9 protein-coding genes are annotated in these 15,654 nt (G+C 65.3%); 4 read left to right on the top strand and 5 right to left on the bottom strand.

Annotated features, from left to right (window positions below):
• Window positions 1-38: 38 nt before the first annotated feature.
• On the bottom strand, window positions 39-665 hold the full coding sequence (locus tag DSM43276_RS06905; protein WP_078328866.1) for a TetR/AcrR family transcriptional regulator: 627 nt from the start codon (window positions 663-665) through the stop codon (window positions 39-41).
• A gap of 53 nt (window positions 666-718) precedes the next feature.
• Between DSM43276_RS06905 and DSM43276_RS06900 the strand changes: the two genes are divergently transcribed.
• Window positions 719-1,549, top strand: a complete 831-nt coding sequence (locus tag DSM43276_RS06900) for a class I SAM-dependent methyltransferase (RefSeq protein WP_078328865.1) — start codon at window positions 719-721, stop codon at window positions 1,547-1,549.
• Between the two features lie 98 nt (window positions 1,550-1,647).
• Window positions 1,648-2,703, top strand: coding sequence for an NAD(P)-dependent alcohol dehydrogenase (locus DSM43276_RS06895; protein ID WP_078328864.1), 1,056 nt, complete (start codon window positions 1,648-1,650; stop codon window positions 2,701-2,703).
• Window positions 2,704-2,716: 13 nt separating this feature from the next.
• On the opposite strand, the gene DSM43276_RS06890 is transcribed toward DSM43276_RS06895, so the two are convergent.
• Window positions 2,717-2,953 (bottom strand): DUF3618 domain-containing protein, encoded by a 237-nt coding sequence (locus DSM43276_RS06890; protein ID WP_078289077.1) that lies wholly within the window; start codon window positions 2,951-2,953, stop codon window positions 2,717-2,719.
• Between the two features lie 83 nt (window positions 2,954-3,036).
• Between DSM43276_RS06890 and bcp the strand changes: the two genes are divergently transcribed.
• On the top strand, window positions 3,037-3,510 hold the full coding sequence (gene bcp, locus DSM43276_RS06885; RefSeq protein ID WP_078328863.1) for a thioredoxin-dependent thiol peroxidase: 474 nt from the start codon (window positions 3,037-3,039) through the stop codon (window positions 3,508-3,510).
• Between the two features lie 5 nt (window positions 3,511-3,515).
• Here bcp and DSM43276_RS06880 read toward each other — a convergent pair whose 3' ends face one another.
• On the bottom strand, window positions 3,516-4,022 hold the full coding sequence (locus tag DSM43276_RS06880; RefSeq protein WP_234802981.1) for a MarR family winged helix-turn-helix transcriptional regulator: 507 nt from the start codon (window positions 4,020-4,022) through the stop codon (window positions 3,516-3,518).
• Between the two features lie 95 nt (window positions 4,023-4,117).
• On the opposite strand from DSM43276_RS06880, the gene DSM43276_RS06875 reads away from it, so the two are divergent.
• Window positions 4,118-5,731: a DHA2 family efflux MFS transporter permease subunit gene (locus DSM43276_RS06875; protein ID WP_078328862.1), complete on the top strand. Its 1,614-nt coding sequence runs from the start codon at window positions 4,118-4,120 to the stop codon at window positions 5,729-5,731.
• A 9-nt stretch (window positions 5,732-5,740) separates the two neighbouring features.
• Here DSM43276_RS06875 and acpS read toward each other — a convergent pair whose 3' ends face one another.
• Both acpS and DSM43276_RS06865 read right to left on the bottom strand, forming a co-directional pair.
• Entirely contained in the window at window positions 5,741-6,145 is a 405-nt protein-coding gene (gene acpS / locus DSM43276_RS06870; RefSeq protein WP_078328861.1) for a holo-ACP synthase AcpS, read from the bottom strand.
• Complete coding sequence (locus DSM43276_RS06865) at window positions 6,142-15,399, bottom strand: type I polyketide synthase (protein ID WP_078328860.1); 9,258 nt, start codon at window positions 15,397-15,399, stop codon at window positions 6,142-6,144. The genes acpS and DSM43276_RS06865 overlap by 4 nt, the downstream gene beginning before the upstream one ends.
• Between the last annotated feature and the right edge of the window lie 255 nt (window positions 15,400-15,654).

Raw genomic sequence — 15,654 nt, 5'->3', positions numbered from 1 at the left:
GCCACGCTATGCAGCGAATATTGCTCAATAAGCAATAGCTACCTCATTCTGCGTGCGAGATCCTCCCGCGCCGATTGTGCCTGCTCCGGGGTCAACAGCGGGTTGGCGTACACGTCGACAAGGGTCGCCGCCATCTTCAGGTCACCCTCGGGCGAATTGACGTCGACGCCGAGCCCCCGCGAAACATGTTGCTGGAGCAGCGGCACCGCCAAGGCCATCGCGGTGATGACGGTGGCACGGGACTTGACGTCGACATCGGCCGGGAATACGCGGTTGTGGTCGGCGCTGGCCAGCCAGCCCTCGGTCATCGCGACCATCTCATCGAACACTTGCCCCGCAGAGCCGTCGACGAGCGCCCTACTGATGTAGTCCTGGTACTGGCCGATCGGGATGCGGGCCGAAACATAGTGCACGTCACCGCGTTCCATGTTCGTTCGAACCTGCTCGTTGATGTCCCGCATCGTTTTGACGAGGTACTCATCGCATGCGTCCCGCAGTTCCTGCTTGGACCCGAAGTGGTGGCGCAACAGCCCAGAGGACACTCCGGCCCGTGCGGCAATACCCCGGATGGTCGCGCCGTCGTATCCCTTCTCGCCGAACTCATGCAATGCCGCATCCCGAATTCGGGCGCGGGCGGTGAGGTCGTCGGGATCCGCGGACTTCATCGCCGTATGCTACACGACTGGACAATTGACTACACGCTTGTATAGTCGAGCGCATGGGCATTGACACCAGCGGCATCACCCCGGAGGAAGAGACCGCCTTTCTCACCCTGAAGGCACGGGCAGTCAACGACGGCTGGCAGCGACCGATCCTGTCGGATCCAGGTGCGACGGCTGCCGTCGACATGATCGATTACGACTTCGACGCACTGGGGGTGCTCGCCCCAGTAGCATGCCAATCCGCTTTACGCGCAAAACTTCTCGACGATCGCGTGCGGACGTTCATCACCAAGCACCCCGACGCGGTGGTCGTCGATCTCGGTGCCGGTCTCGACGATGGGTATCGACGCATCGAGCCGCCGGCCACCGTCGATTGGTACAGCGTCGACCTACCCGGGATGGCCAGGCTGCGCGATGAAGTCATGCCTCCGGGCGCCGGTGAGCACACCATCGGGGTGTCCATTACCGACCCGGCGTGGATTGCCGGAATACCGTCGGATCGTCCGGCGATGGTGGTGGCCGACGGGTTCTTCGCATTCCTGACCAAGGAACAGATCATCGCCACCATGCGCGCCGTCACCGACCACTTCCCCACCGGGCAACTGGCGTTCAACGATTACGGCCGCATGGTGATAGGCGTGTGGATTTCAAAACTGTTCCCACAGAAGATGTTCAAGAAGGTCAACCAGCTGCGCGGATTCGAGGGTTACGACGATCCACGCACCCCAGAGCGCTGGAACCCTCGGCTGCGGTTCGTCGAAGAGTTCAGCCTGGTGGATGCTCCTGAGGTGGAACTGTTTCCGACGTGGCTGCGGATCTCGTCGCGGCTGGCGCGCTACAGCGCGTCGATGAGACGGTCCGCACGCATCCTGCGGTTCGAGTTCTAGACCTGCGGCAACACCGCACGCTCCCAACTTGACCTGGAGTGCACTCCAGTTCCTAGGCTTCTCATATTCACAAATGACCATGATGTGAGGAGTTCCTCGTGACGTTGTCTGTCCCCGCCTATGCCGCCTTCTCCCCGACGGAGCCGCTTCGCCCGACTGTGGTCGAGCGTCGCGAACCCGGCCCGAAAGACATTGTCATCGATATCGTTTGGGCCGGAATCTGCCACAGTGACATCCACACGGTAAGCAACCATTGGGGTCCCGCGAGCTTCCCCGTGGTGCCGGGGCACGAGATCGCCGGTGTGGTGACCCAGGTCGGCTCCGAGGTCGAGAAGTTCACGGTTGGCGACCGCGCCGGTGTCGGCTGCATGGTCGGTTCCTGCGGCGAGTGCGCCAACTGCAAATCAGGCGAAGAGCAGTTCTGCAACGGCGAGGGCGGCTTTGTTGGCACGTACAACGCGGTGGGCAAGGACGGACGGCCGACCTATGGCGGGTACAGCGACCTCATCGTGGTGGATGAGGCATTCGCGCTGAGGATTCCGGACGCGCTTCCTCTCGATCAGGCCGCTCCGCTGCTGTGTGCCGGAATCACCATGTACTCCCCGCTGCACCATTGGGGGGCCGGCCCCGGTACTCGTGTCGGCGTCATTGGCCTTGGGGGGCTTGGTCATATGGGTGTCCAGATCGCCCACGCGCTGGGCGCTGAAGTAACGGTGCTGAGCCAGTCACTGCGCAAGCAGGAGGATGGCCTGAGCCTCGGTGCAGACCACTACTACGCAACCAGTGACCCGGCCACCTTCACCAAGCTCGCGTCCTCCTTCGATCTGATCCTCAACACGGTCTCCGACGGGATCGATGTCGAGGGCCTGCTGTGGCTCCTGGATAAGGACGGGACGCTGGTTCAACTGGGCCTGCCGGAGGACCCGATCAATTTCAAGCCCTCACCGCTGGTCTTCGGACGCCGCCGCTGGGCGGGCTCACCAATCGGCGGAATCGCCGAAACCCAGGAAATGCTCGACTTCTGCGCGGCCAAGGGCATCGCAGCGCTGGTAGAGAAGATTGAGGCGCCCCAGATCAACGAGGCCTATGCACGGGTACTCAAGAGCGATGTGCGGTACCGGTTCGTGATCGACGGAGCCAGCTTTACGGCTTGAGTAAGGCGCGCAATCAGTCGCGACGGAACTTGCGCAGAACCTTGCGCGCCACCAGTGCGGCAACCACGGCGCCGACACCGAGGATGGTGAATTTGATGGCCGGCTTGTTGAGCGTCGCCAGCACCGACGCCTTGGCGTCCTCGGCCAGGCGCTGCGGATTGGCGCGGTCGCTCAGGGTGTCGACTGTTGCCGCGAGCTGGTCGCGGGCCTTGTCGATATCGGCCTTGATTGCCTCGGGATCCCTGGCCACCTGCACTCCTCCACGTCCGCGCTTGACACTCAAGCAACTACCCTAGGGCAACAACTGTACGGGTCAACAGAAAGGCACCGGTCATGGCGGAAACCAAGCGGCTCGAAGTTGGCGATAAGGCCCCGGCGTTCACCCTGCTCGACGCCGACGGCGAGAAGGTGTCGCTGTCCTCCTACAAGGGTCGCAAGGTGATCATCTATTTCTATCCGGCCGCCATGACGCCCGGCTGCACCAAGCAGGCCTGCGACTTCCGCGATAGCCTCGCCGAGCTCAATGGCGCGGGCCTCGACGTCATCGGCATCTCACCCGACAAGCCCGAGAAGCTGGCGAAGTTCCGCGAGCGCGACGGCGTGAACTTCCCACTGCTGTCCGACCCCGACAAGACGACGCTGACCGCGTATGGCGCCTTCGGCGAGAAGAAGCTGTACGGGAAGATCGTCGAGGGCGTGATCCGATCGACCTTCGTCGTCGACGAAAAGGGCACGATTGAAACGGCGCAGTACAACGTGAAGGCCACCGGGCACGTCGCCAAGTTGCGCCGCGACATATCCGTCTAAGCGACCTACTCACTCTGTATTGGCGGCGCATCTGGATCTTGTTCGTGCAGGTGCTGATCCAGCGTGCTGCGCAGATCGACCATGAAGTCGATGAACAGCCGACGCTGCTCCGCCGGGTACCGACTCATCATCTCGTCGAGGCGATCACCCAATGGCCCGAAGTACTGCGCGGTCAGCCCGCGGACATGCTCCGTGGCGTGCAAGCTGACCATGCGCCGGTCCCCATGGCCCCGCGCTCGTACAACATGATGCGCACGTTCGAGCCGATTGACCAGTGCCGTCGTCGCGCCCGAAGTGAGGGCCACACGCTCGCCGAGCCTGGCCGGTGACAACGGTTCTTCTCGCTGTTCGGCCTCAACGATCTCCAGTAGCGCGACCGCGTCAGTGTGGTGCATCCCCAGCCATCCCGCGAGGTGTCTACCCAGCTCCGCGAAAGCCGAATCCAGGCTGCGCATCTCCGCCATCAGCTGAATACGTTGCACCATAACGTCATCCGACATCTTCTGCGGCACGGAGTCTCCTTCACCTGCGTTTCCGGCGATGCTTTGACAAGCGACCTTCAACACCATACCTTTGCTATGAAGTTACTTCACCATGAAGGAATATCATGCAACTGCCACATAGCGCCCGCCGATGGTTGGGGTTGGTCGCCATCGCGTTAGGGGTGGCGCTGATCGTCGTGGACACCACGATCGTCAACGTCATCATTCCCTCGATCGTGCGCGACCTCGGTGTCACGTCCGTCCAAGCGCAGTGGGTGCAGGAGTCCTACGCGATCGTGTTCGCGGCGCTGCTGTTGCTCGTCGGCCGTGCTTCCGACATTCTCGGCGCACGCCGTGTCTTCCTTGTCGGCGTGGTCGTATTCGGCGCGACCAGCTTGCTGGCGGGTCTGGCGCCGACCGGAGGCCTGCTGGTGCTGGCCCGCTTCATGCAAGGAGCGGGGGCCGCCCTGATCTTGCCGACATCACTTGCACTGCTCAATGCACTGTTCACCGGTAAGGCACGGGGCCAGGCCTTCGCCGTCTGGGGATCCACCATTGGTGCTGCCACGGCACTGGGCCCCCTGCTCGGAGGCTGGCTATCCGAGCACGCCTCGTGGCGTTGGGCTTTCGGAATCAACATTCCACTCGTGGTGGCGATCTGTGTCGGCGCACTGATGTTCATTCCGCGCTCACCGCGCACCACCGCGCGAGTTGATGTCCTCGGCGCCGTGTACTCGATCATCGGCTTGGGACTACTCGCCTTCGGATTGATCGACGGCCGCACGTACGGATGGGTCCATAGCACCGAGCCGTTTCAGCTTTTCGGCATACGGTGGACGTTCGGCATCTCGCCCGTATTCGTCGCTCTGGTCCTGGCGGCGTTGGCCCTGGTTGCGTTCACCGCCCGCCAAATCGCCCTAACCCGTGGCATAGAACCGGGGCAGCCGACCAAAGCCCTGATGGATGTCCGGCTCCTGTCCATCAGCTCTTTCCGCAACGGCAACATTGCCACGCTGATTATCGGGCTGGGCGAGTTCGGCATCGTGGCCGTTCTTCCGCTGTGGCTGCAATTCGCCTTGGGATATAGCCCTGTCCAGGCCGGGCTGGCTCTGGTGCCCGTGGCGCTCGGCAGCTTCGTGGCTAGTGGTGCCAGCTTTGGCATGGCCCAAAAGATCTCGTCTCTCGGCCTGGTCCGTATCGGTTTGGCGTTGGAGGCGTTGGGATTGGCCGTACTCGGATTCCTCGCGCGGCCCGACAGCACCTGGTGGGCCATCGCGACGGTGTTGTTCGTCTACGGAATTGGTGTCGGATTCGCGACCGCCCAGGTGACCAATGTGGTGCTCGCCGAGGTTCCGGAGCGCAGTGCGGGTCAGGGTTCGGGCTTGCAGAGCGTGTTTCGTCAGCTGGGGTCGGCATTGGGGATCGCGGTGCTCACGACAACCTTCTTCAGCGTCATCGGTTCGCGGCTCAGCGGCAGTCTGACTGCGCTGGGCGTACCCGAGCCCCAATCCGACGACTTCACTCACGCAGTCGTGGGCAGTGCGGGCGCCGCCATCGAAACACTCTCCGCACAACCACACACGGCGGCAATTGCCGATGCCGCACGCGACGCCATGGCTCACGGTGTCGCGCTGGGCAGCTATCTGGCTGCGGGTTTCCTCCTGGCAGGGCTCATTGCGACCGTACTCATCGCACCGGCCTCGGCGCCGGCAGAGCCGCCGGTCGAAACCCGAATCTGAGGAAGTGGGCTAGTCCTGCGGCTGAGCTTCCTGTTCCAGCACGACGAACGCCGCTGCAGTGTCACCGTCATGGGTCAGGGTCACGTGCATCGTCATATCTGCCAAGTACTCGGCAATCGCCCCGGAAAGCCGAATACGCGGGCGGCCCCAGGTGTCCGTGACGACCTCGATGTCGCGGTGGATGTTTTCCGGCAGCACCGGCCGCTGCGAGTAGCGCGAACCCGACCACGCCTTGATGACGGCCTCCTTCGCCGCCCAACGGGCCGCCAAGTACCGCGCCTCACCACCGGTCTTCGAGGCCGCGTCACGCCGCTCCCCCGGCGTAAACGCGGACCCGAAAGCCGTTCCGGGACTCGCTAGTTGCTCTCCGAACTCGGAGATGGTGACTAGATCGATCCCGATACCGACAATCACCGGTGGTAGACCTCGTCCTCACTCAGGCGCGCACCCGGATCCAGCAGCATCGATGCTTCCTGACGCTTCTCCGACTCCTCATGATCGTGGTCGAAGCGACGTCCGTCCGGCCTCTCATACATCGGGCGACCGCCGGCCATCGCCGAGGACAGGCGCCGCTGTCCGGCGAGAATGCGCTCACGCGAACGCTTCTCGTAGTCATCCCGATCCTCGGGCCGCAGCGAGGCGATGAACGCCTGCGGGTGCACGAGTGCCACCAGACCCGACACGTGACCAAAGCCGAGGCTCGTCACCAGGCCCGCCTTCAGCGGCAGCTGCTCCTTGAGCGGCAGCGACTCCCGCACCCACACGAAGTGCTGGCTGGTAGCCAGCTCGTCGTCGACACAGTCCAGGCTGCGGTTCGGCGGAATGACGCCGTCGCGCAGCACCTGGCACAGGCCCAGCATCTGGAACACCGCGGCACCGCCCTTGGCGTGGCCAGTCAGGTTCTTCTGCGAGATGACGAACAGCGGCGCACCATCCGAGCGCCCCAACGAGGACGCGAGACGCTCATGCAGCTCGGTCTCGTTGGGATCATTGGCGAGCGTGGACGTGTCGTGCTTGGAGATGACGGCGATGTCGTCGGCGGTGACGCCCAGCTTGTTCAGCGAGCGCGCCAGATCCGAATCCTTGCCGCCGCGTCCGGCCGCCAGCGCGCCCAGACCTGGAGCCGGGATCGAGGTGTGCACACCGTCACCGAACGACTGTGCGTACCCGACCACCGCGAGCACCGGCAGACCCATCTTGAGCGCCAGGTCGCCGCGCGCCAACAGCAGGCTGCCACCACCCTGGGCCTCGACGAACCCAAGGCGACGACGGTCGTTGGCACGCGAGAACCGCTTATCCGCAATGCCCTTGGCCCGCATCATCTCGGTGTCGGCAGTCGCCGCCATGTCACCGAAGCCGATGATGGCCTCCAGCGTCAGGTCGTCGAATCCACCGGCCAATGCCAGATGCGCCTTGCCGAGGCGGATCTTGTCGACACCTTCTTCGACGGAGACCGCCGCGGTGGCGCACGCCGCCACCGGGTGGATCATCGAACCGTACGAGCCGACGTACGACTGAACCACGTGCGCGGCAACGACGTTCGGCAGCACTTCCTGCAGGATGTCGTTCGGCTTGTTACGGCCCAACAGGTTTCCGTGGTACATGGTCTGCATCGAGGTCATGCCGCCCATGCCGGTGCCCTGCGTGTTGGCCACCAGGCTCGGGTGCACCCAACGCATCAGCTCCGTGGGGGTGAAGCCCGCCGACAGGAACGCATCCACCGTCGCGATCATGTTCCACAGCGCCACCCGGTCGATGGAGCTGACCATGTCCGGGGTGATGCCCCACACGGTCGGGTCGAAACCGGTCGGGATCTGTGCACCCACCGTCCTCGACAGCTTGGTCTTGCGCGGCACGCGAACCTCGGTGCCCGCCCTGCGGGTCACCTGCCAGTCACTGCCCTCGGCCGCCGGCGCGATGACGGTGTGCTCGGGATCCCACTTCACGAACTGCCGGGCCTCGGCCTCGGTGGACACCGTGAAGGTGAAGTCCTTGTCCAGGAACACCGACACCAGCAGCGGTGAGGCGTGGTCGGGGTCGATCGCACCGTCATCGACGAACTCGCGGACACCGATGTTGCCGACCACCTTGTCGTGGTACCGCTCCACCAGCTCCGATTCCGGTACCAGTTCACCGGATTCGGTGTCGTACCAGCCGGCCTCGGGGTCGTTCTCCCACTTCACCAGTCCGGTGGTCCAGGCGAGCTCCAGCACGCCGGCCGCCGACAGTTGGTCGTCGACCTCCATCTCGTAGCGGGTACGCGAGGAGCCCAGCGGACCGAGCTCGCCACCGCCGACGATGACCACCAGGTCGGCCGGGTCGACATCGAGGTCGGCCCACTCCGGAGGCAGCGTCGAGGTGTATCCGCGTGGCGGAGACGGCAGTGCCGCAATGAGGTTCGGATCGTCCTCCTCATCGGAGATTGCGGCCGCTTCAGCCTTGGCCTTGGCCTCCATGTCCTCGCGGGCCTTGGCAGCCAGCTCGGCCATGTCGAGTTCGACCTCGGCCAGCCCACCGGTGAGGTCCTTCTCTACCGGTGCCTGTGCGGCCTGCACGCGTGCTTCGGGTGAGCACAGCGCCAGCAGCATCGAGGCCATGTCCGCGGTGGAGTACGTGGTGACTCCCGCTTCTTCGACAGCGGTCACGATGGCGTCGTTGTGACCCATCAGCCCGGTGCCGCGGGTCCAGCCGATCAGCGCGTGCGCCAGGCTGACTCGCGACGCCCACGACGACTCCGCCTTCCAGCGAGTGACCAGTGCATCGAGAGCCGCCTTGGACTCGCCGTACGCACCGTCGCCGCCGAACATGCCGCGGTTCGGTGAACCGGGCAGCACCACGTGCAGACGCGAGGCGATATCGCGCTCCGCGCCGATGGCCGACAGACCACCGATGAGCCGTTGCACGGCCCACAACAGCACCTTCATCTCCATCTCGGCACGCGAACCGGCCTCCGACAGATCCCCGACCACCTTCGGTGCGGCGAACGGGAACAGCAGGGTCGGGGTCTGTGCGTCCTTGAGGTGGATCGACATCGGCCCAAGGCTTTCCGACTGCTCGGTGCCCACCCACTGCACCAGTGCGTCGATGTCGGCGTACGAGGCCATGTTCGCCGGCACCACCCACAGCTTGGCGCCGAACCGCGCGCTCTCGCGGTACAGGTTGCGGTAGAACGCCAATCGGTCCTCGTCAAGACGCGAGGTGGTGGCGACCACCGTTGCACCACCGGACAGCAGCTCGGCGACCACCGCCGCGGCGATCGAGCCCTTGGACGCACCCGTCACCACCGCGACCTCGTCGCCCCACTTGCCCTGCTCGGGGCTTTCCGCGCCGGCGGCAATCCGCCCGAACAGCGAGGCGTGCACATTGCGGCCCTGCGCCAACGACTTGCCCTGCCACCAATTGGCCTGCGTGGCAACGGCATGACCGGCACCCTCGAACTGGCCTGCCAACTGTGCCCACTGGCTGTCGATCTCGTCTTCCTCGGTGATCCACAACCGCGCCAGATCCTCGCGAGCGCTGGCCCAGCGGTCGTCAAACACCACTGCCTTCTTGCCGTCGAATGTCGGCGCCACCAAACGCGGCCAGTCCGAACCCAATTCGGCGGAAACCAGCTCGACGAGCTCGGTGTCGGCGGCGCCGTCCGGCGTGACGATCGGGGCCGACAGTCCCAGCTGGTCGAGCACCAGACGCGCGGCCGAGGCGAGAACACCTTCACGCCCGGTGATCTGGTCGGTGAATTCGCTCAGTGCTGCGGCGTCGACGGTCGCGCCGCCGGCGCCACCCGCCGAGGGCAGAGACACACCGACACCGCGACGCCCGGCCACCGCGGCAACGGCCGCGTCGATCGCCGCGTCGACGGCGTTACCGTCGGCCAGCGTGCTGGGCGCCAGGCCACCGAGATCGCCGCCGCGGACGCTGGTGCCCTCGCGGGTACCCAGCGACAGCTCGACGGTCACATGCTTGACCCAGCCCGGACCGAGTTCCCAGGTCTTGGTGACCCGCTCACCGATGGCGGTGGGGCGCTTACCCGACGGCCCGAAGACCGTCTTGAGCTGATCGTTGATCGAGTCCGAAAGCACCGGGCCGAACGGCTTGTAGGTACGCGCCAATTTGGTGACCTGCGTCCGCAATCCGGACAGATCCGCCTCTGCTGCACCGTCAATGGCGCTCAGGTTCAGCTCGGAGCCCAGGTCGACCAACAGCTGGTTACGACGCGACGAGGCGCCATCGGTGAGGCTCTCGATGGAGTCCACCGGCTCGATCTGGTCGATGCGCATCTTCGTCGACAACGCGATGAGCGCGAGCGTCGCGTCGGAGGCGTCGAACCCGATGTCGTCCGGCCGCGGACCACCGCTGGGCGCCGCGGGGGCGGCAGCGGGAGCCGGAGCAGCGGCCTCAGTGGAACCAGAGGCGGCCGCAGCGCTTTCCACGGGCTCCTCGATTTCAGGCTCGGGCTCCGGATCGCTGTCCGTTCCGAACAGCACCGCGTGGTCGCGTTCGACGTTGAGCACCTCGATCGAGCTGTGGCTGTATTCGGGCAGCTTCAGGGTGTTGTTGGCCAGACCGGCGACGGTCGGCATCGACTTCACGCCCACCTCGACGAACCGCTCCACACCAAGGCCGCCGGCGGCCTCCTCGGTGAACAGCAGGTCCTGGGTTTCGATCCACCGCACCGGACTGGCGAACTGCCAGGCAAGCAACTCGATAAGAACCTTGCGGCACAACAGCACCGGCTTCTCGTTGCGCCAGGTGTCGTAATCGGCGAGCACCTCGTCGAGAGGTTCGGCGGGTACCAGATCGCGGATCTCCTGGATGAATTCACGATCCAGGGTGAACGGCTTGGGCACCAGGTTCGGGATGTACTTGCCGATGATCAGGTTGGGATCACCGTCCATGGGCAGCACCCGCTCCAGGGACCGGCGGAACTCGGCAACGCCGACCCGCAGCACCTCGGAGTGGAACGGCACATCGATGCCGGGCACCATGATGAAGGAGCGACGGCCACCGAACTCTTCGCGACGCTTCTCGACCTCGGCCTCCAGTAGCTCAAGGCCACGCACCGTTCCGGCGATGGCGTACTGCGAGCCACGCAGGTTGAAGTTCACGATCTGAAGAAACTCACCACTACGTTCGGCGATCCCCGCGACGAATGCCTGGACGTCGGCGTCCTCCAAACCGATCTGCGACGGGCGGATCGCGGCCAGGCGATAATTACTGCGTCCCTGCTCATCTCGCGGCACGATGTCGTGCATCGCCGACCCGCGGTGGAACACCACCTCCAGCAGACCATCCTGCGGAATGACACCGCTGACCGTGGCCAGCGCGGTGTACTCGCCCACGGAGTGACCGCAGGTGATGGCGTCCTCGACGAACGAGCCGGACTCCTTCATCTCGGCGATCTGCGCAGTGGCCAACGTGGCCATGGCCACCTGGGTGAACTGCGTCAGGTACAGCACGCCCTCGGGATGCTGGTAATGGACACCGCCGGCGATGAGGCTTGTCGGGTTGTCCTTGACCACGTGCAGCACGGAGAAACCGAGACGCTCGCGGGTGAACTTGTCGGCCTTGTCCCAGACCTTGCGGGCGGCCTTGGAGCGCGAACGCACGTCCATGCCCATGCCCTTGTGCTGAATGCCCTGCCCCGGGAAGGCGTACACCGTCTTGGGGGCAGCGAGCCGGGCGGTCGCCGACATCACGAGATCGGAGCCGACCTTGGCCTGGACCTCCACAACCTCTGCGCCGGAATCGATTCCGACACGGTCCACCCGCACGTCGACCTCGTCGCCCGGCTGCACCATGCCCAGGAAACGGGAGGTCCAGCCGACCAGCGTGCGCGGCGGAGTGCTGGAAGCGTCGGCGGAGGTAACCACGTGCTGCGCGGCGGCCGAAAGCCACATGCCATGCACGATGGGCGATCCCAGCCCGGCCAGCAGCGCTGCCGACTTGTCGGTGTGAATCGGGTTGTGATCACCCGAGACCACCGCGAACGCCCGCATGTCGGTTGGCGCGAAGATCTTGGCATCACGGCGACGACGACGAGTGGTGTCTTCTTCGTGTTCGGAAAGGGCACCACCGGCACGCACCGGGTCGGTGAGTTCGGCTGCCCCGTTTCGGCCCAGAATCGCAAACCGCTCCTGCAGCGTGGCCAGCACAGTGCCGTCGGCCGCCGCCACGGTGACCTCGACCGGAACAACGCGGCCGACCTCGGTATCGGTGGCCGCGGAAGCCGTTGCAGTGACGGTAAGTTCGGCGGCCTCTGCGGGAAGGGCCGAGATCAGGTGGGCAGCGTGATCCAGGTGCACCAGCGAGAGCAGACCCTCGATGACGCCCGTGCCGTCCTCGGTCTTGGCATCACCGATGGCGGCGAACACGGCGGGCCAGCACAGGCCGACCAGCGCGTCCGGCACGATCGACGATCCGGGCGCCAGCGGAGACGGCAGCACAGCGGTGACGCCGGTGTGGTCGGCGACGCGTTCCGGATCCCAATGCGCGACAACACGTACCGAGCCGTTCTGGACAGCTGGAAGGCCTGCCTGATCGTCGGCGCCTGCGGCTACCGCGAGCACGGTCCGCATGGCCGCGGCCGCGGCCTCGGTGGTCACCACCGGGGTGCCACCGTCGCGAGTCGTGACCGGCAAGGTCAGGTCGATATCGACCCAGATACCCGACAGCGGCACACTCAGACGCACCGAGTCGTCGCCGGTGACCTCGAGACGGGCCCCGGTCGACGGGTGCGAGGCGGTGCGGTCTTCGAAGACCTGCCAAGCTCCATCGGGAGCGATCCGGTGCACCGGGTTAACGGCAATTCGTCCGGACCACAGCACATCTGGTGCGTCCAGCACGCTCGCCAACGGACCCTCGACATCCCAGCGGCGACGCAGACGCGAACGCACCGGCAACGGCTCCGCACCGGTGGCAACAACCTCGTCGATGGCGGTCTGCTCAAAGCGGTTGAGCAGGTCGCCCACTGGCTCGTCGGCCCGGGTGATCCCGGCGACAGCGGCGGTGCCGGGGATGATGCAGACCTGCTCGGCGGAGTAGCGCGCGTCGTGGGCCTGCCACAGCGAGTCGCTGCGCCACCAACGGCGCACATCCTTGTCGATGACGGGCACGAAGTTGACGGGCTTACCCAGCGACTTGCACAGCGCGACGAAGAAAGGTACGTCGGCCGGGTGCAGCTTGATGGCCTCGGCATCGGGGTAACGCTGCAACAGTGCCTCGATGGCATCGGCCGGGCGTTCCACCAGAGTCTGGTCGGCGAACAGCGTCTCGACCGGACCGGATTCCTTGGGATGCAACCGGGCTTCGGCGCGCTTGAGCATCTGCTCGAAGCGATCGCGCCAGGTGATATCCAGCCAGGGCGAGTGCGCCACGGCGGTATCGGCGGTGCTGTCGCCGTCACCGATGGACAGCTCCACATAGCGATTCAGCCACTGTGCATACGTCATTTCGGCGACATCACCGAAGTACTGCTTAGCGGTCAGCTCCATCGCGGCAATGATCTCGTCGCGGCGCTTGGACACCGCATCCTCGTCACCGGCCACATCATCAAGCAAACGGCCACAGCGGGAGGCCGCGTTGTCAATCTCGTGAATGTCAGCACCCAGCTGACTGCGCCCGGAAGCCATGCCGCCCTGGGCTTTTCCGGCGGGAACCCACTCAGGGGTGCCCTGGGTCTCGACCAGCATCTGCTTGACCGACGGCGAGGTGGTGGCCTCCAACGTGGCCATGGCCGCAGTACCGACCAGGATGCCGTCGACCGGCATCAGCGGGAATCCGAACTTCAATGCCCAACGACCGCTGAGGTATTCGGCAGCCTGCTCGGGGGTGCCGATGCCTCCGCCGACACACACGGTGATGTTGGAGCGCGAACGTAGCTCCGAGTAGGTGGCCAGCAGCAGGTCGTCGAGGTCCTCCCAGGAGTGGTGTCCACCGGCGCGGCCACCCTCGACGTGCATGATGATCGGACGGGTCGGAACCTCGGCGGCGATACGTACGACGGAGCGGATCTGCTCGACCGTGCCCGGCTTGAACACGATGTGACTGAAGCCGATCTCGGTGAGCTCATCGATGAGCGCGACGGCCTCTTCCAGCTCGGGAATACCGGCGGTCACGACGACACCGTCGATCGGCGCACCGGCCTGACGGGCCTTCTGCACCAACCGCTTCGAGCCGACCTGCAGCTTCCACAGGTACGGGTCCAGGAACAAAGAGTTGAACTGGATCTGACGCCCGGGCTCCAGTAGGCCGGTGAGCTCTTCTATGCGGGTATTGAAGATCTCCTCAGTGACCTGCCCGCCGCCGGCGAGCTCGGACCAGTGACCCGCGTTGGCTGCGGCCGCAACGATTTTCGAATCGACCGTGGTCGGGGTCATGCCCGCGAGCAGAATCGGTGAACGTCCGGTGAGGCGGGTGAACTTGGTGGACAGCTTCACCGAACCGTCGGGCAGCGACACCACGGTAGGCGCGAAGCTGGTCCAGGCACGGGCGACCTCGGGAACCGCACCGTGCGTGAACAGGTTTCGCTGTCCCCCGCGGGTGGCGGTGGGCACGATGCCGATCCCCAGGCCACGGATGACCGGGGCAGTCAGGCGAGTCAGGAGATCGCCGGGACCCAGGTCGAGGATCCAACGGGCGCCTGCGTCGGCGACATGGTTCACCTCATTCACCCAGTCGACCGGGGTGACGAGGATGGATTCGGTCAGGGCCTTGGTCAGTTCGACGTCGAGCCCTGCAGCGGCCGCCCAGCGACCGGCGATCTCGACGCCGTCGGCCAGGCGTGGGGTATGGAAACCCACCTCCACATTGACCGGGTCGAAGACCGGGCTGAACACCGCGCCCCCGCGCACCTTGTCCTTGCGCTCGGCGGCCTCGCGGTCCGCGATCTGCTCGCAGTACAACTCGAAACGCGACAGCTGCTCGGGAGTACCGGTGATAACGACGGACCGGCGTCCGTTACGGATGGACAGCGCGGGCGGCTGGACAGTACGGACATCCTGGGCAAACTCGTCAAGAAGCGCCTTGATGCGTTCGGGGTCGACATTGGTCACCGACACCATGGGAGTGCGGTTGCCGCGCACCACGATGCCGCGGCGGCGCGCGACCAGGGTGGCAGCGGCACCGACCAGCTGAGCGATGGCCAGCAGCTCAACATCGCGAGCACCATGAGCCTTGAGTGCCTCGACGGCCAGTACACCCTGTGAGTGCCCGATGACAGCGACCGGCGGCAGCTGGGCCACATCGAGGCCCTGGATCTTCAGCGCGCGAACGGCGGCCAGCTGCGCCAGCAGTACACCGGGCATCGAGACCGCAGCCGAGGTCAGCTGCGCGGCGGCGGGTACGGGCTCCTCAGCGGTCAGTGCACGCACCCAGGTGAGCGGGGTGAAGCCGACCGGGCGTACGACCACGAGTTCTTTGGCGACGGGCTCCAGACGCAGCTCGGCCTCACCAGCGAGGGTGGCCAGCTCTGATTCGATACCGGCCGAAGCCGCCAGCTCCGCGAGTGACTCCAGCCAGTCGCTGCCTTGACCCCCGAAGGCCACTGCGTAGGGCTCACCGGACTCCAGACGGTCGATCAGCGCGGGTCCCGCACTAGGGCCCGGGTCGACCGCGCCACTCGCGTCGGGATCCTCAGCGCTGGTCACCTTGTCGTATTCGTTGATCGTCACGTCGCCGCTACCCGTCTTTCCGTCAGTCGTGAATCCAGCCGCACCCGTGTCGTCGTCCTTGTCGATCAGGGGCGTTGAGGCACGTGCATCTGCACCATCACCGCAGGTCTGGATTTAAGAGTGTCATAAGAGGGGTGGCGATTTCTTCTGGCGTAATAGTTACTGCCGAGTTCTACGCGAGAGTAACCACCGCTTACGTAACAGCAGGCCACGCGCTGGCAACTGACCGCCGAATCAAACGCGCTGCATGCAGGT

The sequence above is a fragment of the Mycobacteroides salmoniphilum genome (assembly GCF_004924335.1).
GTDB lineage: Bacteria > Actinomycetota > Actinomycetes > Mycobacteriales > Mycobacteriaceae > Mycobacterium > Mycobacterium salmoniphilum.
This window is presented reverse-complemented; position numbering and strand designations above follow the sequence as displayed.